The sequence below is a fragment of the Inquilinus sp. CA228 genome (genome assembly GCF_052078665.1).
Classification (GTDB): Bacteria; Pseudomonadota; Alphaproteobacteria; order DSM-16000; family Inquilinaceae; genus Inquilinus.
On the sequence record NZ_JBQJIK010000007.1, the window covers coordinates 1 to 25,010 of the forward strand.

21 protein-coding genes are annotated in these 25,010 nt (G+C 69.7%); 10 read left to right on the plus strand and 11 right to left on the minus strand.

Going from position 1 to position 25,010, the window contains the following annotated elements:
• The first annotated feature begins 63 nt into the window (after positions 1 to 63).
• The 3 genes from ACTOWL_RS04640 to ACTOWL_RS04650 are packed head-to-tail and all read left to right on the plus strand — an operon-like array spanning position 64 to position 2,492.
• Positions 64 to 1,296, plus strand: coding sequence for an ABC transporter permease (locus ACTOWL_RS04640; RefSeq protein ID WP_441320023.1), 1,233 nt, complete (start codon positions 64 to 66; stop codon positions 1,294 to 1,296).
• Positions 1,297 to 1,307: 11 nt separating this feature from the next.
• Positions 1,308 to 2,114: an ABC transporter permease gene (locus tag ACTOWL_RS04645; protein WP_441320140.1), complete on the plus strand. Its 807-nt coding sequence runs from the start codon at positions 1,308 to 1,310 to the stop codon at positions 2,112 to 2,114.
• 36 nt (positions 2,115 to 2,150) lie between these two features.
• Complete coding sequence (locus ACTOWL_RS04650) at positions 2,151 to 2,492, plus strand: ArsR/SmtB family transcription factor (RefSeq protein ID WP_441320024.1); 342 nt, start codon at positions 2,151 to 2,153, stop codon at positions 2,490 to 2,492.
• On the opposite strand, the gene ACTOWL_RS04655 is transcribed toward ACTOWL_RS04650, so the two are convergent.
• Positions 2,489 to 3,901 (minus strand): APC family permease, encoded by a 1,413-nt coding sequence (locus ACTOWL_RS04655; protein WP_441320025.1) that lies wholly within the window; start codon positions 3,899 to 3,901, stop codon positions 2,489 to 2,491. The genes ACTOWL_RS04650 and ACTOWL_RS04655 overlap by 4 nt on opposite strands.
• A 132-nt stretch (positions 3,902 to 4,033) precedes the next feature.
• Complete coding sequence (locus ACTOWL_RS04660; protein ID WP_441320026.1) at positions 4,034 to 4,864, minus strand: oxidoreductase; 831 nt, start codon at positions 4,862 to 4,864, stop codon at positions 4,034 to 4,036.
• 124 nt (positions 4,865 to 4,988) lie between these two features.
• Between ACTOWL_RS04660 and ACTOWL_RS04665 the strand changes: the two genes are divergently transcribed.
• Both ACTOWL_RS04665 and ACTOWL_RS04670 read left to right on the plus strand, forming a co-directional pair.
• Positions 4,989 to 5,888, plus strand: coding sequence for a LysR family transcriptional regulator (locus tag ACTOWL_RS04665; RefSeq protein ID WP_441320027.1), 900 nt, complete (start codon positions 4,989 to 4,991; stop codon positions 5,886 to 5,888).
• Positions 5,889 to 6,061: 173 nt separating this feature from the next.
• Positions 6,062 to 7,636 (plus strand): calcium-binding protein, encoded by a 1,575-nt coding sequence (locus ACTOWL_RS04670; protein WP_441320028.1) that lies wholly within the window; start codon positions 6,062 to 6,064, stop codon positions 7,634 to 7,636.
• 56 nt (positions 7,637 to 7,692) lie between these two features.
• On the opposite strand, the gene ACTOWL_RS04675 is transcribed toward ACTOWL_RS04670, so the two are convergent.
• Positions 7,693 to 8,142, minus strand: a complete 450-nt coding sequence (locus tag ACTOWL_RS04675; protein ID WP_441320029.1) for a Dps family protein — start codon at positions 8,140 to 8,142, stop codon at positions 7,693 to 7,695.
• 179 nt (positions 8,143 to 8,321) lie between these two features.
• On the minus strand, positions 8,322 to 9,575 hold the full coding sequence (locus ACTOWL_RS04680) for a lipase family protein (RefSeq protein WP_441320030.1): 1,254 nt from the start codon (positions 9,573 to 9,575) through the stop codon (positions 8,322 to 8,324).
• 138 nt (positions 9,576 to 9,713) lie between these two features.
• Between ACTOWL_RS04680 and ACTOWL_RS04685 the strand changes: the two genes are divergently transcribed.
• Positions 9,714 to 10,367 (plus strand): TetR/AcrR family transcriptional regulator, encoded by a 654-nt coding sequence (locus ACTOWL_RS04685; protein ID WP_441320031.1) that lies wholly within the window; start codon positions 9,714 to 9,716, stop codon positions 10,365 to 10,367.
• 10 nt (positions 10,368 to 10,377) lie between these two features.
• Here ACTOWL_RS04685 and ACTOWL_RS04690 read toward each other — a convergent pair whose 3' ends face one another.
• Entirely contained in the window at positions 10,378 to 11,388 is a 1,011-nt protein-coding gene (locus ACTOWL_RS04690) for a serine hydrolase domain-containing protein (protein WP_441320032.1), read from the minus strand.
• Between the two features lie 133 nt (positions 11,389 to 11,521).
• On the opposite strand from ACTOWL_RS04690, the gene ACTOWL_RS04695 reads away from it, so the two are divergent.
• Positions 11,522 to 13,210, plus strand: coding sequence for a thiamine pyrophosphate-binding protein (locus tag ACTOWL_RS04695; protein ID WP_441320033.1), 1,689 nt, complete (start codon positions 11,522 to 11,524; stop codon positions 13,208 to 13,210).
• Here ACTOWL_RS04695 and ACTOWL_RS04700 read toward each other — a convergent pair.
• The 3 genes from ACTOWL_RS04700 to ACTOWL_RS04710 form a co-directional block, all read right to left on the minus strand.
• Complete coding sequence (locus ACTOWL_RS04700) at positions 13,207 to 13,533, minus strand: AzlD domain-containing protein (protein ID WP_441320034.1); 327 nt, start codon at positions 13,531 to 13,533, stop codon at positions 13,207 to 13,209. The genes ACTOWL_RS04695 and ACTOWL_RS04700 overlap by 4 nt on opposite strands.
• A complete protein-coding gene (locus ACTOWL_RS04705) occupies positions 13,526 to 14,257 on the minus strand; it encodes an AzlC family ABC transporter permease (RefSeq protein WP_441320035.1) in 732 nt (243 codons plus the stop codon). Before ACTOWL_RS04705 ends, ACTOWL_RS04700 begins: the two co-directional genes overlap by 8 nt.
• Before the next feature lie 78 nt (positions 14,258 to 14,335).
• Entirely contained in the window at positions 14,336 to 15,217 is an 882-nt protein-coding gene (locus ACTOWL_RS04710) for a LysR family transcriptional regulator (protein WP_441320036.1), read from the minus strand.
• Positions 15,218 to 15,811: 594 nt separating this feature from the next.
• Here ACTOWL_RS04710 and ACTOWL_RS04715 point away from each other — a divergent pair.
• From ACTOWL_RS04715 to ACTOWL_RS04725, 3 genes are all read left to right on the plus strand, one after another.
• Positions 15,812 to 17,758 (plus strand): PrkA family serine protein kinase, encoded by a 1,947-nt coding sequence (locus tag ACTOWL_RS04715; protein ID WP_441320037.1) that lies wholly within the window; start codon positions 15,812 to 15,814, stop codon positions 17,756 to 17,758.
• A gap of 179 nt (positions 17,759 to 17,937) precedes the next feature.
• Positions 17,938 to 19,248, plus strand: coding sequence for a YeaH/YhbH family protein (locus ACTOWL_RS04720; RefSeq protein ID WP_441320141.1), 1,311 nt, complete (start codon positions 17,938 to 17,940; stop codon positions 19,246 to 19,248).
• Positions 19,245 to 20,777, plus strand: a complete 1,533-nt coding sequence (locus tag ACTOWL_RS04725) for a SpoVR family protein (protein ID WP_441320038.1) — start codon at positions 19,245 to 19,247, stop codon at positions 20,775 to 20,777. Before ACTOWL_RS04720 ends, ACTOWL_RS04725 begins: the two co-directional genes overlap by 4 nt.
• Positions 20,778 to 20,787: 10 nt before the next feature.
• Here ACTOWL_RS04725 and ACTOWL_RS04730 read toward each other — a convergent pair whose 3' ends face one another.
• The 3 genes from ACTOWL_RS04730 to ACTOWL_RS04740 form a co-directional block, all read right to left on the minus strand.
• Positions 20,788 to 22,878, minus strand: a complete 2,091-nt coding sequence (locus ACTOWL_RS04730) for a mechanosensitive ion channel domain-containing protein (protein WP_441320039.1) — start codon at positions 22,876 to 22,878, stop codon at positions 20,788 to 20,790.
• A 9-nt stretch (positions 22,879 to 22,887) separates the two neighbouring features.
• On the minus strand, positions 22,888 to 24,084 hold the full coding sequence (locus ACTOWL_RS04735; RefSeq protein ID WP_441320040.1) for a low temperature requirement protein A: 1,197 nt from the start codon (positions 24,082 to 24,084) through the stop codon (positions 22,888 to 22,890).
• A 117-nt stretch (positions 24,085 to 24,201) separates the two neighbouring features.
• Entirely contained in the window at positions 24,202 to 24,957 is a 756-nt protein-coding gene (locus ACTOWL_RS04740) for an SDR family oxidoreductase (RefSeq protein ID WP_441320041.1), read from the minus strand.
• Between the last annotated feature and the right edge of the window lie 53 nt (positions 24,958 to 25,010).

Genomic DNA, 25,010 nt, shown 5'->3' on the forward strand with positions numbered 1-25,010 from the left:
GAGCGCGTCCTCTCCCGCCAGGCGGGAGAGGCAATCCGTTCCACCCGCTGCAAGAATGCTCTCATGACCGCCCTCGCCGAGGACGGCGGCGCCATCCGGCGGTCGCTGCGGCGGGCCGGGCGCAGGCGGCGGATCGAGGCCTGGCTGCTGCTGGCGCCGCTGGTCGCCTTCCTGCTGCTGGTGTTCGTGGCGCCGATCGCCGGCATGCTGTGGCGCGCCGTCGACGACCGCGACGTGGCCCCGGTGATGCCGCGCACCGTCGCCGCCCTGGCCGGCTGGCACGGCGACGGGCTGCCGGGCGAGGCGGCCTTCGCCGCGCTGGCCGCCGACCTGGCGCAGGCCCGCACCGACAAGTCCCTGCCGGCCGCTGCCCGGCGGCTGAACTACGACCGCAACGGCTGGCGCACGGTCGTCACCAACACCGCGCGCAAGCTGCCCGACTCGCCGCAGGGCAGCTGGCAGGAGACGCTGACGGCGCTCGACCCGGCCTGGGGCAACCCCGAGATCTGGGGCGCCATCGCCCGCGCCGCCGGGCCGACCACCGATTTCTACCTGCTGGCCGCGCTGGATCTGCGCCGCGACGCCGCCGGGGCGATCCTGCCCTCCCCGCCGGAGGAATCGATCTATCGCGCGGTGTTCCTGCGCACCTTCCTGGTGGCGCTGTCGGTCACCGCGCTGTGCCTGGTGATCGGCTTCCCCGTCGCCTATCTGCTGGCCACCCGGCCGCCGCGCATCGCCAACATCCTGATGATCCTGGTGCTGCTGCCGTTCTGGACCTCGCTGCTGGTCCGCACCACCGCCTGGGTGGTGCTGCTGCAAACCAACGGCGTGGTCAACGAGATCCTGATCGGGCTCGGGTTGGTCGGGGAACCGCTGCAGCTGGTCTACAACCGGGTCGGCGTGCTGATCGCCATGACCCACGTGCTGCTGCCTTACATGATCCTGCCGCTGTACAGCGTCATGCGCTCGATCCCGCCGGCGCATCTGCGCGCCGCCTATTCGCTCGGCGCCCGGCCGGTCGGCGCCTTCCTGCGGGTCTACCTGCCGCAGACCCTGCCCGGGATCGGCGCCGGCGCCCTGCTCGTCTTCATCCTGGCGCTCGGCTACTACATCACCCCGGCGCTGGTCGGCGGGCCGGCGGACCAGATGATCAGCTGGTTCATCGCCTTCTACACCACCAGCACGGTCAACTGGGGCATGGCCTCGGCCCTCGGCCTGCTGCTGCTGGTCGCCACCCTCGCCCTCTACGCGGTCTATGCCCGGCTGGTGGGTGCCGACCGCATGCGGCTGGGCTGAGCGCCATGAGGATGTTCGAAAGCCTCGCGTTCTGGCGCGCCCTGCTGTGGCTGACCGGCGGCGCAACCCTGCTGTTCCTGATCGCGCCGATCCTGGCGATCATGCCGCTGTCCTTCAACGGCGGGTCGTTCCTGGTCTATCCGCTGGACGGCGTGTCGCTGCGCTGGTTCGCGGAGTTCTTCCAATCCGAGCGCTGGATGGGGGCGCTGGCCAACAGCCTGATCGTCGGCGGCGCCACCACGGTGCTGGCGACCGCGCTGGGCATCCCCGCGGCGCTGGGGCTGAACCACGCGCCGCTGCGCTTCCGCGGGCTGCTGACCGGCCTGCTGCTGTCGCCGATGATCGTGCCGGTGGTGATCGTGGCCGTGGGCCTGTACTTCGCCTTCGCCGCGGTCGGGCTGACCAACAGCTATGCCGGGCTGATCCTGGCGCACACGGCGCTGGCCGCGCCCTTCGTCGTCATCACCGTCGGCGCCACGCTGCAGGGGCTGGACCGCAACCTGCCGCGCGCGGCCTCCAGCCTCGGCGCCCGGCCGACCACCGTGTTCTTCCAGGTGACGCTGCCGCTGATCCTGCCCGGCGTGGTGTCGGGCGCGCTGTTCGCCTTCGTCACCTCCTTCGACGAGGTGGTGGTGGCGCTGCTGCTGGCCGGGCCGGGCCAGCGCACCCTGCCGCGCGAGATGTTCAACGGCATCCGCGAGAGCATCACCCCGACCATCACCGCCGCCGCCAGCGTGCTGATCGTGGTCTCGACCCTGATGCTGGTCGCGATCGAGGCGCTGCGCCGCCGCGGCGAAAGGCTGCGGGCCCGGCGCTGACTTGCCCGCCCCGGCGTGTCGGGAGTACTGAAGCGCATGCTTCAGCATCCGCAGCCGCTCGACCTGATGTTCCAGGCCCTGGCCGACCCCAGCCGGCGGGTGATGGTCGAGCGGCTGAGCCGCGGCCCCGCCTCGGTCAGCGAGCTGGCCAGGCCCTTCGCCATGTCGCTGTCGGCCGTGGTGCAGCATCTGGCGGTGCTGGAGGCCAGCGGCCTGGTGCGGTCAGAGAAGATCGGCCGCGTGCGCACCTGCCGGATCGAGCCGGCGGCACTGCACACGGCCGAGCAATGGCTCAGCGACCGGCGGCTGAACTGGGACCGCCGGCTCGACCGCCTTGGTGATTACCTCGCCAAGGCGACGGACGAGCCCTCCTCCTAATTCACCGGCCCCGCCCCGCCGATATCCTCCATCGCCGGCTCCGCGGCCGACTGGCCGGTGGCGCGGTTGATCAGCACGGTGACGACCCACAGCCCGACGCCGATCGCCAGCAGGACACCGGCGATCGTGTACTGCTCGGGGTTGCGCCCGGTCCAGGGGCCGGCGAGGAAGGCGCAAGTCGCGGCGCCCACCACCGGCAGGAAGGTCGGGGTGCGGAAATGGCTGTGCTCGACCGGGTCGCGGCGCAGCACCAGCACGGCGACATTGACCACGGTGAAGACGCAGAGCAGCAGCAGCGCCGTGGTGCCGCCCAGCGCCGGCACGCCGCCGACGAAGCCGATCAGGCCGAAGGCCAAGAGGGTGGTGAAGCCGATGGCGAGGTAGGGCGTGCGCCGCCCGGCATGGACCTTGCCCAGAATGCTGGGCAGCACCCGCTCCCGGCTCATGCCGTAGACCAGCCGGCTGGCCATCAGCATGTTGATCAGGGCGCTGTTGGCGACCGCGAACATGGTGATGAAGCCGAAGATCTCCAGCGGGAAGCCGGGGGCGCCGGCCTGCACCACCTGGAGCAGCGGCGTCTCGCCCTCGCCGAGCTGCTCCGGCGCCACCAGGGTGATGGCCGAGATCGAGACCAGCACGTAGATCGCGCCGGTGATGAACAGCCCGGCCAGCAGCACTTTCGGAAAGATGTTGCTCGGCTCGCGGCACTCCTCGGCCATGTTGACCGAATCCTCAAAGCCGACCATGGCGAAGAAGGCCAGGGTGGTAGCCGCGATCACCGACCAGAACACGCCGCGGTCGGTGGTGGCGAACTGGGTGACGCGCGAGACGTCGCCCTCGCCGGCCCCGATCGCCCACAGCCCGATGCAGATGATGATCAGGAGGCCGGTCAGCTCGACCAGGGTCAGCACGACATTGGCCTTCACGCTTTCGCCGACGCCGCGGAAGTTGACGATCGCGACCACCGCCATGAAGGCCAGGCCGATCAGGGTGACGCCGCCGGGCGACAGCCCGAGGCTGAAGGCGTTCGACAGGTTGGCGGCGAAGGCGCGCGAGGCGGTGGAGGCCGAGGTGATGCCCGAGCACATCACCGCGAAGGCGACGATGAAGGTGATGAAATGGATGCCGAACGCCTTGTGCGTGTACAGCGCGGCGCCGGCGGCGCGCGGGTATTTGGTCACCAGCTCGAGATAGCTGAACGCGGTGACCAGGGCGACGGCGAAGGCCACCAGGAAGGGCAGCCAGACCACGCCGCCGACCTGCTTCGCCACCTGCCCGGTCAGGGCGTAGATGCCGGTGCCGAGAATGTCGCCGACGATGAACAGCAACAGCAGCCAAGGCCCCATCACGCGGTGCAGGCTCGGCTCCACGGCCGGCGTGCTGCCGCCTTCTTTGGCGATATCGACCATCAATTCCCCCTTCCGACGATCGTATGCGGATATGCATGAAACAGCATTTCCCTGGGAATGTCGCCCCAGCTCCGCCCGCGACCGCCGCCGGGTGCTCTGCGCCGAAGCGGAGAGCACCCGGAGGAGAGGCGGTCAGTCCTCGAAACCGGTCGATTCCGCCAGGCTGCGCCACTGTTCGAGCTCCCGGGCGACGAATTCGTTCTTGGCCTCGATCCGCTCGACCGTGTCGCGACCGAGCGGCAGGCGCACCGGCGGCTTGTCGGCGGCGACCACGGCGCGCAGGGCCTGGGCCAGCTTCTTCGGGTCGCCGGGCTGCTGATAGTTGTGCCCGGCCGCGAAGTCGCGCATCCGGCCGACCGTCTCGGCATAGTCGGCGATCTCGGCCTGGGTGCGGATCAGCGAGCTGCCGTCCAGGAAGTTGGTGCGGAAGAAGCCGGGCTCGACCACCGTGGCGTGGATGCCGAGCGGCGCCAGCTCCGCCGCCAGCGCCTCGCTCAACCCTTCGACCGCGAATTTGGTGGCGCCGTAGACGCCCCAGCCCGGATAGGCCTGGTAGCCGCCGACCGAGGAGATGTTGAGGATGTGGCCCGAGCGCTGACGCCGCAGCTGCGGCAGCACCGCCCGAGTGACGTTCAAGAGGCCGAAGACATTGGTGCCGAACAGCCGCTCGACCTCGCCGGCATCCGCCTCCTCGACCGCGCCGAGCAGGCCGTAGCCGGCATTGTTGACCAGGACGTCGATCCGGCCGAAGCGCTCGACCGCCGCCTGCGCCGCCGCCTGGGCCTGGGCCTCGTCGGTGACGTCGAGCGTCAGCGGCAGCAGGTTCGGATGATCGCCGAAGCGCTCGGCGACGGACTTCGCGTCCCGCGCGGCCGCGGCCACGGCGTCGCCGCCATCCAGCACCGCCTGGGTGATCTCGGCGCCGATGCCACGCGACGCCCCGGTGATGAACCAGACCTTCATGATGCCCTCCTTCGGATCGCCGGACCGCCCCGCGGCCCGTTCATGCTTCCGAATTTAGGAGCTGGAAGATTGAACAATAATCCGTTCAATCTTCCATTGGTCATTGAGAAAAGGTCATCAATGCATGGCGCGGATCGACTTTCCCGGCCTCTCCGCCTTCGTCGCCGTGGCGACCCATCGCAGCTTCCGCCGGGCTGCGGCGGAGCTCGGCGTCTCGCCCTCCGCGGTCAGCCATCTGCTGCGCGACCTGGAGGAACGGCTGGGCGTGCGGCTGCTGAACCGCACCACCCGCAGCGTCGCGCCGTCCGAGGCCGGGGCACGGCTGCTGCAGCGGCTGCAGCCGATGTTCCGCGACCTCGGCGACGCGCTGGAGGAGGTCAACCGGTTCCGCGACGTGCCGGCCGGCACGCTGCGCCTCAACGCCGCCCACCAGGCGGCGCGGATGGTGCTGGCGCCGATCATGGCGAGGTTCGTGCGGACCTATCCGCAGATGCGGCTGGAGATCGTCGCCGACGACGACCTGGTCGACGTCGTGGCCGGTGGCTTCGACGCCGGGCTGCGCTTCGGCGAGAGCCTGGAGCTGGACATGGTCGCCGTGCGCTTCGGCCCGCGTCAGTGCTGGGCCGTCGTCGCCGCGCCCGCCTATCTCGACGGGCGCGAACGGCCCCGCACCCCGCACGATCTCAAGGGCCATGACTGCATCCGCTACCGGTTCCACAGCGGAACCTTCTTCCGCTGGGAGTTCGAGAAGGACGGCGAGGCGCTGGAGGTCGAGGTCGACGGCCCGCTGACGCTGGGCGACCAGGAGCTGATGCTGCGGGCGGCGCTGGACGGGGCCGGCATCGCCTGCGTGTTCGAGGCGGTCGCCGCCCCTGCCCTGGCCGACGGACGGCTGGTCCGCCTGCTGGAGGACTGGTGCCCGGACTTCCCCGGCTTCTTCCTGTACTACCCCAGCCGGCGGCAGCTGCCGCAGGGCCTGCGGGCGTTCATCGACATGGCGCGCGAGGAATGGCCGGACGCCTGACGAAACCGGGGAAAGCCGCCACGAAACCCTTCCGTTACAGAATTATTGATCTCGTCGAAAGAATTTAAGCTCAAGACTCCTGACAAAATCTTCCGCAAAATTCTCTCGGAAGATTTCAGCGGCGCCGGCGACTCATGATATCCGGCGCCGCCCTGCGAAGGGGGAGCATCGGCATGGCGATTATCGAGGGAACCGAGCAGGACGATATCCTGACCGGCACCGAGACCGACGATTCGATCTACGGCTATGGCGGCGACGACACGCTCGACGGCGGCGCGGGCGCCGACCGGATCGAGGGCGGGGCCGGGATCGACACGCTGTCCTATCAGCCGTCCAGCGGCGGCGTTTCCGTCAGCCTGCTGCTCGGGACCGCGACCGGCGGGGATGCCGAGGGCGACAGTTTCAGCGGCATCGAAGGGCTGACGGGGTCCTACTACGACGACAGGCTGGCCGGCGACACCGGGGCGAACACTCTCCTGGGCGGCGTCGGCGCCGACGTGCTCTACGGCCACAGCGGCGACGACCGGCTCGAAGGCAGCTGGGGCGACGACATCCTGGTCGGTGGCCCCGGCGCCGACACGCTGGTGGGCGCCGCCGATCAGGCGGACTGGGCCTCGTACCACACCAGCGCGACCGGGGTGAGCGTCGATCTCGCAACCGGAACGGGCAGCGCGGGCGACGCGCTCGGCGACGTCCTGACCGGAATCGAGAGGGTGCTGGGATCGGCCCATGACGACACCCTGACCGGCAGCGGCGGCAACGATCGGCTCCAAGGCGCGGCGGGCGACGACGCGCTCTCCGGCGGCGACGGCATCGACGCGCTCTATGGCGGCGCCGGCGCCGACACCCTGCTCGGCGACGCCGGGAACGACATTCTCGAAGGTGGTGCGGGGGCCGACCGGCTCGACGGCGGCGCCGGCAGCAACACGGCGTCCTACCGGCATTCGGCCGCCGCGGTGACGATCGATCTTGCGGCCGGCGCCGCATCGGGCGGCGATGCGGCGGGCGATACCTATGCCGGTATCGCGAATATCCGCGGGTCGGCCCATGACGACGTGCTGTCCGGGGATGCAGGGGTCAACATCCTCTACGGCCAGGCCGGGGACGACCTGCTCAACGGCCATGGCGGGAAGGACCTGCTGATCGGCGGGGATGGCATCGACACGGTCACCTTCGCCGACGCGACCGCCGGGGTGCATGTCCGGATCGGCGCCGATCCGACCTATCGGACCTGCGAGATCCGGGAGGTCGAGAACCTGATCGGGTCCGCCTTCGACGACACGCTCGGCGGCACCGGGGCCGCGAACCGCATGGAAGGCGGGGACGGCGCGGACTGGCTGGTCGCCGCCGGCGGCGACGACATGCTTCTCGGCGGCAGCGGCAACGACCGCATGGACGCGGAGTATGGCGCCGATGTGCTGACCGGCGGTGCCGGCGCCGACAGCTTCATCTACCGGGTGTTCAGCGACAGCACCGTGGACGCCGCCGGCCGCGACCGGATCGAGGATTTCTCAGCGGCCGAGGGCGACAGGATCAACCTGCGGGACATCGGCGCCGACGGCTCCTGGAACGGCAAGTTCACCTTCACCGCGGGCGGCGCCTTCACCGGCCTCGCCGGCGAGCTGATCGTCGTCGCCGGGGACGGCTTCTCCGCCGTCTATGGCGACCGCGACGGCGACCGGGTGGCGGAGCTGGCGATCGACGTGGTCACCGCCACCGCGCTGACCGCCGCCGACTTCGTGCTCTGAACGGAAAAGGCCCGGACCGAGGTCCGGGCCTTTCCTGTCCGACGCGTGCCGGCTGCCTACGCCGCGGTGGAGCGCAGCATCCAGGCGGTCTTGTCGTGATAGGTGATCCGGTCGGTCAGCAGGTCGACGGTCGAATCGTCGCCGGCCTTCTCGCCCACCGCCAGGGCGGCCTTGGCCTGCTCCGACAGCAGCTCGTGGCTCTTGAGCAGGTCCTTGACCATGGCCGAGCCGTCGATCCCGTCCTTGGGTGGCGACACCTTGGTCAGCTCCGAGAAGGCCTTGAAGCTGCCCGGCGCATAGTCGCCGAGGGCGCGGATCCGCTCCGCCACATCGTCCACCGCCGCGAACAGCTCCTTGTACTGCTCCTCGAACATCAGGTGCAGCGAGCGGAACTGCGGGCCTTCCACGTTCCAGTGATAGTTCTGGGTCTTGATCTGGAGGGCGTAGGTATCGGCCAGCACCTGCTTCAGCGCGTCCACGACCGGTGTATTGGAGGCCTTGCTCATCACCCTTCTCCTGCTTTTCAGAAGCGTTCCGGCCCGTGCCCCGAGCCGATGCCACGGATTGGTAAATGGCCCCGATCCGGCGGAGTTCCAATCGATCCGTCGGATCGGGCCAATCAACCCTCCTTATCGGAAAAAGCAGGTCGAATTCCACCTGTGATCCGGAATGGGTCCGGACGGACTCAGCCGGGGCAGTTGCCCGGCGCCGGCTTGCCGGCGAAGCGGTCGCGGATCCAGGCCAGCTGGTCGGCCACCGTCTCGCCCATCGCCGGATCGTGGTCGAGCCCGGGATAGGAGCGGAAGGTCACCGCCTGGCCGTTGCGGCAGGCCCGGTCCACGGTCTCGACGATGCCGGGCAGCGGCACGGCGGAATCGGCCTCGCCCGCGATCTCGAAGATCGGCCCCTTGATCGGCGCGGCGCCGGCCGCGTTCTGGTCGAAGAAGCTGCGCACCGGCGCGGCATCGCCCCAGCCCGGCTTGACCATCGCCGCGGTGCCGACGCCGTGGTAGCTGGCATAGCCATAGAGCCAGCAGCCCTGGGTCGTCACCTCGCGATAGCGGGCCATGCCGGCGGCCGACAGGATGTCCTCGGGCCGGGCCTCCGGCGACCGGGTGTGGATGGCATAGGCGATCCAGGCCAGGTAGAAGCCGGCCCCCGCGGTCTCCTCCGGATGGCTCACCAGCCGCGCCAGATGGGTCGCGCCGGCGACCGAGACGGCGCCGAGATAGCCGGGGTCCTGCAGCTTCGCCTGCAGCTCGGCCACGCCCCAGGCCGCCGCCCCGCCCTGGGAATGCCCGTCGACCACCCAGCTCCGGCCCAGGCTGGGCACGGCCGATCGGGCGGCCGGGATCGAGTGGACGACGTCGAGCGCCTGGGCCGCCTTGTCCATGTAGCGATGGGCGCCTGCGGTGCCGAGGCCGTGATAGTCGGTCGCCACCACGGCGAAGCCGGCCTCCAGCATCTGCGACAGGCCGAGCCCGCCGTAATAGACGTCCGACATCGCCGAAGGTGCGCAGGCGCGGGCGACGCCGCTGGTGCCATGCGCCCAGGCGATCACCGGCCAGCCGCCGGCCGGGACCGGGCCGGCCGGGACCAGCACGACGCCGGAGGTGGCCACGTCGGCGCCGGCCGGCTCCGCCGAATGGTAGAGGATGCGGACCGCCGAGGCGCCGGCCGGCAGGGTGTAGCCGGTGAAGGCCTCCTGCCGCAGCAGGTCGCCCGGTTTGGTCGAGGCCAGATTTGCCGGCGTGTCGTAGAAGGCGGTGATCGGCAGGGCGGTCGACTGCTCCATCTTGACTGCGTCCGGCACCGTCTCCGGCAGGCCGGGCTCGTCGGCCCGGGCCGGCAGCAGGCCGAGCAGCACCACTCCGCCGGCCGCCCACAGCCATGCCGACCGACGCCTCGGCCGGACTCCGCGATTGCCGCTTGCACGCATTCTCCGCCTCCTTCCAATTGCCAGATCAAAACACGAATTTATATTCGTGTTTTGATCTGGCAGCCGTCAAGCCCGCTTTCGATGGCGAGCTGCCGGCCTGCCCTCCTAGACTGGCACGGCATCAGGACGAGGAACGGCATGGCCCGCAGCCGACAGGAGGAATCGGAGACCACGATCGAGCCACGCCGCCGGCCGCGGCAGGACCGGTCGCGGGAGATGGTCGAGCGCATCCTCGAGGCCGGCCGGTCACTGCTGCAGGAGGTCGGCTTCAAGGGCCTGACCACGATCGCCATCGGCGAGCGGGCCGGTCTGTCGGTCGGGTCGCTGTACCAATACTTCCCGAACAAGGAGGCGGTGATCCTGGAGCTGGCCCGGCGCTGGTTTTCGGCCTTCCGCGCGGCGGTGGACGAGCAGCGCAGCCGGCCGCCGGCGCGGAGCTGGGCCGAATTCGAGCACGGCTTCCGCGGCTTCGGCGACGTCCTGGCCGGGCTCTACCGCGACCACGCCGGCCTGCTGCCGGTGCTGGAGGCGATGCAGGCCAATGCCGAGCTGCGCCGGATCGTGCAGGAGCATGACGCCGCCATCGTCGCGGCGCAGGCGGACTGGTTCCGGCGCCTCAACCCGGCGCTGGACCCGGAGACCGCGGACCGGCTGGGGCTGATGATCCTGGAGACCGGGCATGCCTGCTTCGCCGCCGCCACCGTCCGGCCGGCACCGGTCCGGGACCGGATGAAGCAGGATCTGGATTTGATGTGCCTGGCGCTGCTGCGCCCCTATCTGGCGCTGCCGTAGCAGCGAGCGGTCAGGCCCAGTCGCGCCAGCGCGCGGCGATGCGGTTGCCGACCGACAGGCGCAGGTCCTGGATGCCGGTCTCGACCTCGCGGCTGGGATGCACGCGGTTGGTCAGCAGCGTCCAGGCGATGCCGCGGTCGAGGTCGATCCACAGCCCGGTGCCGGTGAAGCCGAGATGGCCGATGGTGCGCGGCGAGCACAGGCTGCCGCCCTTCCAGCCGGGATGGCGCCGCTCCCACCCCAGCGCCCGGCCGGGGGTCGATTGCGGCGCGCAGAGCTCGACCATCGCCGCCGGGCTCAGCAGCCGGCCGCGCAGCAGCTCCAGCGCGAAGTCGAGCACGCCGCGGACGGTGCCGAACAGCCCGGCATGGCCGGCGGCGCCGCCGAGCGACCAGGCGTTCTCGTCATGCACCTCGCCGCGCAGCAGCCGGTTGCGGACGGCGCAGACCTCGGTCGCCGCCGACTGCGCCGGCACCGGCGCGAAGGACAGGCCGGTGCCGACCGGAAGCTGGTTGAAGGCGACGCCGCGCCAGCGTTCGACGACGAAGCCGAGCAGCATGTAGTTGATGTCGGAATAGACCGGCTCGGCCTTCACCGGCCAGTGCTTGCGGATCACCGCGGCGCGGCGCTGCTCGGCCGGGCCGGGCCACAGGTAGATCCGCTCCTGCGCCGGTAGGCCGCTGGAATGGTCGATCAGCCGGCGCAGCGGGATCGCGCCGTGCAGCGGCGCCGCGTCCGGCAGGTGCTTGGCCAGCGGGTCGTCGAGGTCCAGCACCCCCTCCTCCACCAGCCGCAGGATCTCGGTCACCGTGACGATGACCTTGGTCAGGCTGGCGAGATCGAACCAGGTGTCGCGCGCCAGCGGCTCCGGCTTCGGCAGGGTGGTGGCGACACCGCCCCAGCGCAGGGCGCGCTGGCCGTCCGCCGTGGCGATGCCGAGCGCCGCACCCGGAATCCGGCCGTCCTCCAGGGCCAGGGCCACGGGAGCGAAAGCATGGTCGGCGAGGGTCTCGAGGCTCATGGACACGGCTCGTCGGGGTGGACGGCGTCGTTAGAGCATGGGGGCGGCGAGGCGGCAAGACCGGGGCGGGTTGGACGACCGCGAGCCGCATGCTAGACCGGCAGCGCAACGCCCATAAGAAACGGTCGCCATCATGTCCCGCACCGCCGCCCGCGCCCTGGTCGACACCCTGCGCCTGAACGGCGTCGACACCATCTTCTGCGTCCCGGGCGAGAGCTACCTGGCCGTGCTCGACGCGCTGCACGACGTGCCGGAGATCAAGCTGGTGGTCTGCCGCCAGGAAGGCGGCGCCGCCTACATGGCCGACGCCTATGCCAAGGCCACCGGCAAGCCGGGCATCTGCTTCGTCACCCGCGGCCCCGGCATCACCAACGCCTCGGTCGGCATCCATGTGGCGCAGCAGGATTCGTCGCCGGTGATCGTGTTCATGGGCCAGGTCGGCCGCGACATGTTCGAGCGCGAGGCCTTCCAGGAGGTCGATGTCCGCAAGGTGTTCGGCTCGATGACCAAATGGGCGGCGCAGATCGACGACGCCGACCGGGTGCCGGAATTCGTCTCCCGCGCCTTCTACACCGCCACCTCCGGCCGGCCCGGCCCGGTGGTGCTGGCGCTGCCGGAGGACATGCTGGTCGAACAGACCGACGCGCCGGACGCCCGTCCCGCCGTCCCGGTCGAGACCGGCATCGGCGTCGAGGCCCTGGCCCGGCTGCGCGACCTGCTGGCCGAGGCGAAGCGGCCGCTGCTGCTGATCGGCGGCGGCGGCTGGGACGCCAAGGCCCGCGCCGACATCCAGGCCTTCGCCGAGGCCTGGGAGGTGCCGCTGACCGTCTCCTTCCGCTGCCAGGACTATGTCGACAACGACCACAGCCACTATGCCGGCGATGTCGGCATCGGCCCGAACCCGAAGCTGGCCGAGCGGGTGAAGACCACCGACCTGCTGATCGTGCTGGGCGCCCGGCTGGGCGAGATGACCACCGGCGGCTACACCCTGCTGAACCTGCCGGTGCCGGCGCAGCGGCTGGTGCACATCCATGCCGGGGCGGAGGAGCTGGGCCGGGTGTACCAGCCGGAGCTGGCGATCAATGCGGGCTCCGCCGCCGTCGCCGCGGCGCTCGCCGGCCTGTCCCCGGCCGGCGATTTGCAGGCCCGGCAGGACTGGCAGGCCCGGCAGGACTGGGTGCGCGGCGCCCGCGCCGATTACGAGGCCTGGCAGCTTCCGGTGGTGTCGCCCGGCGCGGTGCAGATGTCGGAGATCGTGCGCTGGCTGGTCGGCCGGCTGCCGCCCGACGCCATGATCTGCAACGGCGCCGGCAACTACGCCACCTGGTTCCACCGCTTCTACCGCTATCGCGGCTGGCGCACCCAGCTGGCGCCGACCAACGGCTCGATGGGCTACGGCGTGCCGGCCGGCGTCGCCGCCAAGCTGCAGCATCCGGAGCGGGTGGTGATCGCCGCCGCCGGCGACGGCTGCTTCCTGATGAACGGGCAGGAGCTGGCGACCGCGGCGCAGTACAACGCCGCCGTGGTGTTCCTGGTGATCGACAACGGCATGTACGGCACCATCCGCATGCACCAGGAGCGGGACTACCCGGCCCGGATCAGCGGCACCGCGCTGCAGAACCCGGATTTCGCGCAGCTGGCCCTGGCCTATGGCGCCCATGCCGAGACGGTGGCGCGGACCGAGGAGTTCGCGCTGGCTTTCGAGCGCGCGGTCGCCGCCGGCCGGCCGGCGCTGATCTGGATCAAGCTGGACCCCGAGGCGATCACCCCGCGCGCCAGCCTGAGCCAGATCCGGGCGACGGCGCAGCAGGCGAAGGGTTAGGCCCAGCCCGCCATCAGCATCAGGGCCCCCGCCCCGGCGGCGACGCCGAGCAGGACGTTGCGGCGGAACAGCAGGAACACGGCGAGGCCGAGCGCGGTGGCGCCGGCCCGCTCGGCCATCGAGGTCGCGGCCAGGGGGCCCGCCGGCAGCAGGATCATGCGCGCGATCAGCCCGGCCAGGATGGCGTAGGCGACGCAGCCGACCCAGTCGAGCAGCGCCCCGCCCTCGCGCACCCGGCCGCCGAGATAGACGCCGAGCGCCCGCCAGAGATAGGTGGCCAGCGCCGCGCCCAGCAGCATGGCCCAGGGCAGCGCCTCAGCCATGGCGGCGCCGCCACAGGCGGTCGGCCAGGAAGGCGGCGGTGCCACCGATCAGGCCGGTGGCCAGCAGCCCCCATTCCGGGTCGAGCTGGTAGAATGGCGGCCCCAGCGCCGCGCCCAGCACCATGGCGCCGAGCCGCGCCCGGTTCCTGAGATCCGCGGTCAGCACCAGGATGAAGTAGAGTGGGTTGAGGAAGACGAGGCCGAGCGAGACCGAGGCCGGCACTGCCTCGACCAGGTAGTAGCCGACCGCGGTCCAGGCGATGCAGGACGCCCACAGGATGCCGGCGAAACCGACGAAATAGGGCAGCCGCTGCTCCGGCGGCAGGGTCGGGCAGACCCGCATCCCTTGCACCCAGCCGGTGACGGCGACCAGATGCGCGGCGGCGTACTCCCACCAGCGCGGCCGGCCCGGCACGCGCAGCCCGGGCAGCAGCACCAGCGTCATCGGCAGCAGCCGGACATTGACCAGCGCCACCGCCGCGACCATGGCCAGCAGCGAGGCGCCGACGGCATAGGCCTCGATCAGCACCATCTGGCCCGGCAGGGCCCAGCCGGTCAGGGTCGAGAGCAGCCCGACCGGCAGGTCGAGCCCGCTGGCCCGCACCAGCGAGCCGAAGCCGACATAGGAGGCGCCGAGCACCAGCATCGGCGCGCCCAGGACGTCCCGCGCCCCGCCGCGGAAGGCGGCACGGGGCGAGGCGTAGGCGCGGGTCTGGTCGGGCATGGAGTCGCTTGTAGTTCGGTGCTCGCGCCCGCCGGCATGCCGATCCGGCATGGAGGGAATGCGGCGCGGCACCCCCGCCTAGCCGAGATCCAGCATATCGAGGAACGCCTCCACCGCCTTGCTGCGGTAGTGGTCCGGATGGCGCAGCACGCGGAAGCGGCGGGCCGGGAACGGCGGGTCGAGCTGGTGCAGCGTGCCGAAGCGCAGCCCCGATTCGACCGCCAGGCTGGACAGCACCCCCGCCCCCGCCCCGGCCTCGATCGCCGCCCGCACCGCCTCGTTGCTGGCGAGCTCGAGCGCCACCGGCAGCGCCGCCGGATCGACGCCGAGCCGCCCGAGCGCCGATTCGAACACCTGGCGAGTGCCGGAGCCGCGTTCGCGCAGCACCCAGGGGCTGTCGGCGAAGCGGGCCGGCGCCACGATCCTCTCCCCGGCCCAGGGATGGCCAGCCCCGACCACCAGCACCAGCCGGTCGCCCGGCAGGCTGGCATGCTCGAAGCCGGCAAGGTCGAGATCGCCCTCGACGAAGCCGATATCGGCCCGGCCCTCGCGCACCGCCTCGGCCACCTGGGTGGTGTTGCCGATGGTGAGGTCGAGCTGCAACCCGGGATGCGCCGTCCGGAACCGGTGCATCAGCGGCGGCAGCCAGTAGTTGCCGATGGTCTGGCTGGCATGCAGCGCCAGGACGCCGCGGCGCAGCCCGGAAAGATCGTCCAGCGCGCGCTCGGCCAAAGCGGCACGGGCCAGCACCGCCCGCGCCTCCGGCAGGAAGGCGGTGCCGGCATCGGTCAAGGCGATGCCGCGGCCGACGCGGTGAAACAGCTTGGTGGCGTGGCGCGCCTCCAGCACCTGGATCGCGGCGCTGGCGGCGGACTGGGTCAGGTTCAGCGCCTGCGCCGCACGGGTGACGTGCAGATGCTCGGCGACGGCGACGAAGATCCGCAGCTGCTCCAGGGTCATGCGCCAACCCCAGCGCAGCCGGACGGGCCACCAGCACGCGACTCGGAATTCGAGTCCATGGCGGCCACGGGCGTCATGGCGACCGCGGGGCTGGCCTCGCGCGCCCCGTGATCGATCGTCCCGACAGTGAATAAGGGTCGAATCGATCGGATTTTTCGATCATGCAGGGACATATATCATGCTTAGGGCGAGTCGGCCGAAAAGCCGCATCGCCTTTCTCGCGAACTGGGCATACCCTGTTACCATTGACGAGACGTAGGACCGAATGGCAGGCCGCGCCAAGACCTCGATCAGCGAGGCACCCGGGCCAGATAAAAATTAAGGCAGTAGTATTATCGGTCAGTTTCGACCCTATATTGATAACCAGAGCGAGCGGTGGAGAAGGGGTAGTGTCAGATATTGCGCCTCATCCGGTTCCCGACTGCGCAGCCCTCCCGGGGCCTGCGGGCGGGCGGGATGGTGCAGGACCTCGTCGGCCACCCGATTCTCGCCGCAAATCCCGGCCCATCATGTGCCGGCAACAGACGCCCAGAAGCTGCGGTAGAAACGACGGATTAGGTTGAGTCTCGATCCTCCAACCTTTGGCGGGTGGCAATGGCACCGACCGACGATCTCTTCACCAGCTATGCGAAGTCCTACGAGGCCCGCCGCGCGGCGGAGATGTCCCTCGAAGAATTCCTGAAGGGGTGTCGCAGCGACCCGATGATGTATGCGAGCGCGCCGGAACGGCTGCTCAACGCCATCGGCCAGCCGGAAATCGTGGACACCGCCCGCGATGCCCGGCTGGGGCGGATCTTCATGAACCGCACCATCCGGGTCTATCCGGCCTTCTCCGAGTTCTACGGCATGGAGGAGACGATCGAGCGGATCGTCAGCTTCCTGCTGCACGCGGCCCAGGGGCTGGAGGAGCGCAAGCAGATCCTGTACCTGCTCGGCCCGGTCGGCGGCGGCAAGTCGTCGTTGGCCGAACGGCTGAAGGCGCTGATGGAGATCCATCCGATCTATGCGCTGAAGGCCGGGGACGACATCAGCCCGATCTTCGAGAGCCCGCTCGGCCTGTTCAACCCCGACACCATGGGCGCCGAGCTCGAGGAGCGCTACGGCATTCCGCGCCGGCGCCTGACCGGGCTGGTCAGCCCCTGGTGCCTGAAGCGGCTGGACGAGTTCGGCGGCGACATCTCGCGCTTCAAGGTGGTGCGGCTGCAGCCGTCGCGGCTGCGCCAGATCGGCATCGCCAAGACCGAGCCGGGCGATGAGAACAACCAGGACATCTCCTCGCTGGTCGGCAAGGTCGACATCCGCAGCCTGGAGACGCTGCCGCAGCACGACCCGGACGCCTACAGCTACTCCGGCGGCCTGAACCGCGCCAACCAGGGCCTGCTCGAATTCGTCGAGATGTTCAAGGCGCCGATCAAGATGCTGCACCCGCTGCTGACGGCGACGCAGGAGGCCAACTACGTCGGCACCGAGAACATCGGCGCCCTGCCCTTCACCGGCATCATCATGGCGCATTCCAACGAGTCCGAGTGGCAGGGCTTCAAGAACAACAAGAACAACGAAGCCTTCATCGACCGGATCTATGTGATCAAGGTGCCCTACTGCCTCAGGGTGACCGAGGAGCAGAAGATCTACGACAAGCTGATCCGCAGCTCGAAGCTGTCGGACGCACCCTGCGCCCCGGGCACGCTGGAGATGCTGGCGCGCTTCTCGGTGCTGTCGCGGCTGCACGAGCACGAGAACTCCAACCTCTACTCCAAGATGCGGGTCTATGACGGCGAGAGCCTGCGCGAGGTCGACCCCCGCGCCCGCAGCCTGCAGGAGTACAAGGATGCCGGCGGGGTCGACGAGGGCATGGACGGGGTCTCGACCCGCTTCGCCTTCAAGGCGCTGGCCGCGACCTACAACCACGACACCAACGAGGTCGCCGCCGACCCGGTGCACCTGATCTATGTGGTCGAGCAGATGGTGAAGCGCGAGCAGCTGCCGGCCGAGATCGAGAAGCGCTACCTCGAGTTCCTGAAGGCCGAGTTGGCGCCGCGCTACGCCGAGTTCATCGGGCACGAGATCCAGAAGGCCTATCTGGAATCGTATCACGACTACGGCCAGAACCTGTTCGACCGCTATGTCGACTACGCCGACGCCTGGATCGAGGACCAGGACTTCAAGGACCCCGACACCGGCCAGTTGCTGAACCGCGACCTGTTGAACCAGGAGCTGACCAAGATCGAGAAGCCGGCCGGCATCGCCAACCCGAAGGATTTCCGCAACGAGGTGGTCAAGTTCTCGTTGCGCTCCCGCGCCGGGAACGAGGGCCGCAACCCGAGCTGGACCAGCTACGAGAAGATCCGCGACGTGATCGAGCGGCGGATGTTCAGCCAGGTCGAGGAGCTGCTGCCGGTGATCAGCTTCGGCTCGAAGAAGGACGGCGACACCGAGAAGAAGCACGAGGAGTTCGTCGTGCGCATGGAATCGCGTGGCTACACCGAGCGGCAGGTCCGGCGCCTGGTCGAATGGTACATGCGGGTGAAGCAGGCAGGCTGAAAGGCCTTTTGGGATATGCTCTGGCATGAGCCGACGGACGGTGGTTTCGAGGACTGGAGCGGAGCGGCCATGAGGGTCCGCGAGCACCGGAAGCCCGGAAACCGACGCCCGGCGGCCATGCCAGTCGCATGTCCGGAAGGCCCTTGAGGACGGAGGTCGGAAGCGACGCAACGATGTCCATGCATATCATCGACCGGCGGCTCAATCCGGGTGGCAAGAGCCTCGTAAACCGCCAGCGCTTCCTGCGCCGGGCCAAGGCCCTGGTGCAGCGGGCGGTCCGGGACAGTTCGCGCGAGCGCAGCATCAAGGATCTGGAGCAGGGCGGCGAGGTCTCGATCCCGGTCACCGGCGTGAACGAGCCGCGGCTGCACCGCTCCAACTCCGGCGGCCTGCGCGACCATGTGCTGCCAGGCAACAAGGAGTTCGTCGAGGGCGACACGCTGCAGCGGCCGAAGCGCGGCGGCGGGGGCGGCGGCAGCGAGGGCGCGCCCGACGGCGACGGCCAGGACGAGTTCCGCTTCGTGCTGTCGCAGGAGGAGTATCTCGAGCTCTTCCTCGACGACCTGGAGCTGCCCGATTTGGCCAAGCGCAAGCTGGTCGCGTCCGAAAGCGTGGGCTGGCGGCGGGCCGGCTATTCCACCAGCGGCGCCCCGGCCAGCCTGGCGGTGACCCGGACCATGCAGCGGGCGATGTCCCGGCGGATCGCGCTGCGCCGTCCGAAATCCGGCGAGATCAAGGACGTCGAGGCCGAGATCGCGGCGCTGGAGGGCGAGGCCGACGCCGACCAGGACAAGATCGACCAGTTGCAGGAGCAGCTGGACCACCTGCTGCGGCGCAGCCGGCGCATCCCCTATATCGACCCGGTCGACCTGCGCTACCGCCGGCTGGAGGCGACGCCGAAGCCGGTGGCCCAGGCGGTGATGTTCTGCCTGATGGACGTCTCCGGCTCGATGACCGAGCACATGAAGGACCTGGCGAAGCGCTTCTTCGCCCTCCTCCACCTGTTCCTCAAGCGCCGCTACAAGCATGTCGAGATCGTCTTCATCCGCCACACCCACCAGGCCGAGGAGGTGGATGAGGAGACGTTCTTCTACTCGACCGAGAGCGGCGGCACGGTGGTTTCCACCGCGCTCGAGATGATGGCCTCGATCGTCGCCCAGCGCTACCGGCCGGAGGACTGGAACATATACGCCGCCCAGGCCTCGGACGGCGACAACCTGTCGAGCGACAGCGCCAAATCCGCCGCCCTGCTGAGCGACGAGATCCTGCCGCTGTGCCAGTACTTCGCCTATCTCGAGGTCGGCCGCGACGAGGACCCGATGTCCTCCGGCGTGGTGCCGCGCCAGACCGACCTGTGGCAGACCTACGACCGGGTGCGGAAGGCCGATGCGCCCTTCGCCATGCGCAAGGTCTGGCACCGCCGCGACATCTATCCGGTGTTCCGCGAGCTGTTCCAGCGTCGCGACGTGCAGACCGCGGGGGCCGAATGACGGATGATGCTCTGCTCTTCCCGGGCACCGACTGGGACTTCGGCACGATCCAGCGGATCTACGACCGGGTCGGACAGGTGGCGAAGGGGCTGAAGCTCGACACCTACCCCAACCAGATCGAGGTGATCACCGCCGAGCAGATGCTCGACGCCTATTCCTCGATCGGCATGCCGCTGTTCTACAAGCACTGGTCCTTCGGCAAGCAGTTCGCCCAGAGCGAGGTGCTGTACCGCAAGGGCCTGCGCGGCCTGGCCTATGAGCTGGTGATCAATTCCAGCCCCTGCATCAGCTACATCATGGAAGAGAACACGGCGACCCTGCAGACGCTGGTGATCGCCCATGCCGCCTTCGGCCACAACACCTTCTTCAAGACCAACTACCTGTTCAAGCAGTGGACCGACGCCGAGGGCATCCTCGACTATCTCGAATTCGCCAAGGGCTACATCGCGCAATGCGAGGAGCGCTACGGCCAGATGGCGGTCGAGCAGCTGCTGGACGCCGCCCATGCGCTGATGAGCCACGGCGTGCACCGCTATCCGCGGCCGCGCCGGCCGGACCTGAAGACCGAGGAGCGGCGGGCCAAGGAGCGGCTGCAGTACCAGGAGCAGGTGTTCAACGACCTGTGGCGCACCCTGCCGAACGCGCCGGCCAAATCCGGCCCGGTGCTGAGCGAGGAGCGCCGCCGCGCCCTCTTGGAGCTGCCGCAGGAGAACGTCCTCTATTTCCTGGAGAAATCGGCGCCGCGGCTGCAGCCCTGGCAGCGCGAACTGCTGCGCATCGTCCGGCTGGTGGCGCAGTACTTCTATCCGCAGTCGCAGACCAAGGTGATGAACGAGGGCTGCGCCTGCTGGGTGCACTACAAGATCATGACCACGCTGCACGAGCAAGGCGCGCTGAACGACGGCGCCTTCATGGAGTTCCTGCAGTCGCACACCAACGTCGTGTACCAGCCGGAGTTCAACGACCAGCACTACAACGGCATCAACCCCTACGCCCTCGGCCTGGGGATGATGCAGGACATCGAGCGGATCGTCGTCGACCCGACCGCCGAGGACCGCGAATGGTTCCCGGACATCGCCGGCAAGGGCGACGCCACCGCGGTGCTGCAGGACATCTGGGCGAACTACCGCGACGAGAGCTTCGTCTCGCAGTTCCTCAGCCCGCGGCTGATCCGGCAGTGGCGGATGTTCCACCTGCTGGACGATTCCGGCCAGCCGGAGCTGCGGGTGGACGCGATCCATGACGAGCACGGCTACCGCCGGATCCGCCGGGCGCTGGCCCGGCACTACGACGTCGCCTGGGTCGACCCGGACATCCAGGTGGTCGATGTCGACCTCGCCGGCGACCGCCGCCTGATCCTGCACCATAGCGTGGTGAACGGCATCCTGCTGGCCGAGAACGACACAAGGCAGGTGCTGCAGCACCTGGCCGATCTGTGGGGCTACGACGTGCTGCTGAAGGAGATCGACCCGGCCAGCAACGCCGTGCTGAAGGAACATTCCGCCAGCGCCCGGTCGACGTTCTTCTGAGCGGATCGCCCTACCCCGCCGGCTTGGCGCGGTCCAGCGCGTGCTGGGCCACGGCCGAGGTCGCGGCCGCCCCGCCGCCGGCGACGGTGACGGTCGGGAAGGCGAAGGCGATGCCGTTGGCGTCGAAGGCCTTCTTGAGCATCGCCATGGCCCGGCGGCGGATCACGAACTGCTCGCCCGGCTTGGTCATCATCTTCAGCCGGATCTGGACGGCGAAGTCGCCGAACTGCTCCACCCCCTGCATCTTCAGCGTCTCCAGGATGTGCGGCGCCATCTCCGGGTCGGCCAGGAGGGCCTTGCCGATCTCCTTGACGATCGGCTTGATCCGGTCGAGGTCGGTGTCGTAGGTGACCGAGATCGTCATCTTGTCGATCACCCAGTCGCGCGAATAGTTGGTGATCTTGTCCAGCGCGCCGAACGGGATGGTGTGCAGCGCGCCGCGGTGGTGGCGCAGCTTGAGCGAGCGCAGCGAGAACCCCTCGACCGTGCCGCGGATGCTGCCGCTCTCGATGTACTCGCCGATGCGGAAGGCGTCGTCGAACAGGAAGAACATGCCGGAGATGACGTCCTTCACCAGGGTCTGGGCGCCGAAGCCGACGGCGAGGCCGACCACCCCGGCGCCGGCGACCAGCGGCCCGATCTCCACCCCCAAAGCCGCCATGGCGATCAGCCCGGCCATCACCGCCAGCACCACGAACAGCACGTTCTTCAGGATCGGCAGCAAGGTGCGCAGCCGGGCGTGGCGCCGGGCGTCGTCGCCGGTGCCGGCCGAATTGGCGGCGACGATGCGCTGGTCCAGCCAGGCGCGCAGCAGGTGCCAGGCGAAATCCGCCACCAGGAACACGATCGCGGCATTGATGGCACCGCGCAGCAGCTTGGTCGTCAGCGTGTCGCGCGTGGTCAGGGCGCTGAGGTCGAGCCCGAGCACGCCGGCGATGGCGAGCGCTCCGCCGATCACCAGCAGCGCGCGCAGGCCGCGCTCCAGCGACACCGCCAGCACCGAGGGCACCTCCTCCGCCGCCGCGGCACCCGGCGGGCGCAGCACATGCTTGACCGCGAGATGGGTGCCGCGGATGGCGATCGGCAGCAGCAGCAGGATGACGCCGACATAGAAGGGCGCGACCGAGCCGGTGAACAGCGCCAGCCAGACCCCGACGATGTAGAGGGTCAGCAGCCAGGTGCCGATCCGGTGGTCGTGGCCGATCCGGTCGCGGCCGTCGAAGGTCGGAGCGCGCCACAGTGCGGTCAGGGTCAGCCCCAGCAGGACGACGCCGCAGGCCAGGCCGAACAGATACCAGGACTCCCGCCGCAGCCCCAGTGTCGCCAGGACGTCGAGCGTGAACTGCACGAAGAAGAACCAGCCGACCAGGATCGCCGACCAGATGAACCAGAAGCGCGCGGTCGGCGTCGCCATCGGCACCAGCCGGAACCTCTCGGCTCCCGGTGCCAGGATGATGCGGCCCAGCACCAGCGTCACCCGCACGATCAGCACCAGCAGCAGGTAGGACAGCACGACCTCCTGCAGCAGCGGCGGCCAGTCGAACAGCAGGAAGGCGCCGATGCTGCCCAGGGCGAAGGCGAAGATCAGGCCGAGGCCGTAGAGCGAGCGCAGCCAGACCGCCTGCAGCCGGCCGTGCAGGGTGTCGAGCTGGGTGCCGATCAGCCGGCGGCGGAAGCTGGCGGACAGCCACCAGTAGAGCTTCTCGGCGCCGAAGCCGAGGCCGACGAAGACCGCCAGGGACAGGACGGTCCACAGCAGCCCCTGCGCCATCAACTGCCCGGTCAGGACCCGCCAGGCGGCGGCGAGCTCCGCCGGCAGGGTCGGGACGGCGGCGATCAGCGACCGCAGGAAGCCGCGCGTCGCCTCGATGCCGCCGGCCATGCTCTGCTGCATCCCCGCGCCCATGGCCGCCGGCCCGCTATCCACCGGGGCCACAGCGGGCGCGGCGACCTGGCTCTGCAGCCAGTTGCGGACCTCCGGGTCCTGCAGCAGCTCGGCCAGGCTGCGCAGCTTGTCCGGGCTGGGCTGGGCCGGCGCCTGGGCCAGGGCAGGAGCGCCCAGCCCGAGCAGGAGGGCGAACAGGAGCAGCAGGCGATGCATGACGGTTCCTCAGCCGATCTCGGGCGATGATAGGGCCCGCGCGCCGCGAAGCGACAGCCGTTCCCACACCGCGACGACGATCAGCACCACCGCCACGGCGGTGGCGAGCAGGAGCGGCGACAGCGCCTCCGCCGCCGGGATCAGCAGGGCCAGGAGGACAAGGCCGACCAGATGCGACAGCGGGATCCGGCCCGCGGTCGACCATTTGAACAGGGCGTTGCCGAGCAGGTACAGCGCCGACCCGCCCAGCAGGGCGATCGCGGTCTTGCTGTCGACATGGCCCTCCGGATGGGCCAGCACCAGCTCGTCCGCCACCGCGCCGACGATGATGCCGGCGACGATCAGCAGGTGGATGTAGGTGTAGGCGATGCGTGCCAGCCGACCCGGATCGTCGGCATGGGCGATGCGATGGCTGCCGCGCTCGGCGCCGATGTCGAAATAGATCCACCACATCGCCACGCTGCCGATGAAGGAAACGGCGAAGGCGGCGACGGTGGCGGCGTCCGGCTCCAGATCGGCGAAGGTGGCGCCGGTGACCAGGATGGATTCGCCCAGCGCGATGATCACGAACAGGCCACAGCGCTCGGCCAGGTGCCCGCCCTCAATGTCCCAGTCGGCGGTGGTGGAGCGGCCGAGGCCCGGCGTCCAGAAGCCGAGCGAGGGCGAGACGACTTCGATCGCCAGCGCCACGGCCCAGAGCGCCAGCCGTGCCTCCCCCTCGGCGAAGGCGCCGGCGATCCAGAACACACCGGAGAGCACGAGCCAAGCGCTGATGCGCAGGAAGTTGCGGTAGTTGCCGGGGCTGTGGCCGCGCAGCGCCGCCGCGGTGAACAGGCTGCGCCCGACCTGCATGAAGACATAGGCACCGGCGAAGCCCAGCCCCTTCTCGGCGAAGGCCTCGGGCAGCGAGGTCGACAGCACCAGCCCGGCCAGCATCAGCACCAGCAGCAGCAGGCGCACCGGCGTGCGGTCGGGGTCGAGCCAGTTGGTGACCCAGGAGGTGTAGACCCACACCCACCAGACGGCCAGGAACAGCAGCGCCGTGTGCACCGCGCCGAGCAGGGTGAAGTCCTTCAGCAGCCCGTGCGAGAGCTGGGTAATGGCGAAGACGAAGACCAGGTCGAAGAACAGCTCGACGAAGGTGACCTTGCCGTGCTCATGCGCCTTGCGCGGGCGGAGCAGGGTCCGCGGCCGGGCCTGTGTCATCTGAAGAATCCCCCGAATCCCGATGGTTCCCGATCCTATGCCCGGCCCTGCATCCGCGCGAGATGCCGCGCGGCGGCGGCGGCAGCCGCACCAGCAGCGCCCATCCCTCCCTGCCCGCTAGCGGGTGGTGTAGCCGCCATTGGCGAACAGGGTCTGGCCGGTGATCCAGCCGCCCTCGGTCGCCAGGAAGCGGATGATCGGCACGATCTCCTCGATCCTGGTCAGGCCGCCCAGGGCCGAGGCCGCGGTGTGGTAGGCCACGGAATCGGGCGTCTCGGCCGGGTAGAAGAACGGCGTGTCCATCGGGCCGGGGCCGATGTTGTTGACCGAGATGCGGCGGGCGCCGAACTCCTTCGCCGCGGCGCGAGTGAAATGCTCGACCGGCGCCTTGGCCCCGGCATAGGTCGAGTACAGCCCGGTGAAGGCGGCCAACAGCGAGGTGACGATGGTGATGATCCGGCCGCCATCCTCCAGCGTCTTGCCGGCCTCGCGGATGAAGAAATAGGCGGCCTTGGAATTGACCGCGAACATCTCGTCGTACTCCGCCTCGGTGGTCTCGACGAAGGGCTTCTTCAGCACCTTGCCGGCGGTGTTGACGGCGATGTCGACCCGGCCGAAGCGCGACTTCGCCTCGGCGAACAGGCGCTCGACCTCGGCCACCTTGGTCAGGTCGCCCTGCAGGGCGAAGGCGTCGCTGCCCGCCGCCCTGACCGCGGCGACGGTCTCGTCGGCCGCGGCCTTGGTGCCGTTGCTGTTGAAGTTGAGGACGATGCGGGCGCCGGCCGAGGCCAGGTCGCGGCTGATCAGGCCGCCGAGATTCTTGGCGCCGCCGCCGATGACGACGACCTTGTCCTTGAGGGGCTGGTGGGTCATGGCATGCTCCTGCGATCGAGGCCGAGCGAAATCCCGGCCGACCGGTGGATCTT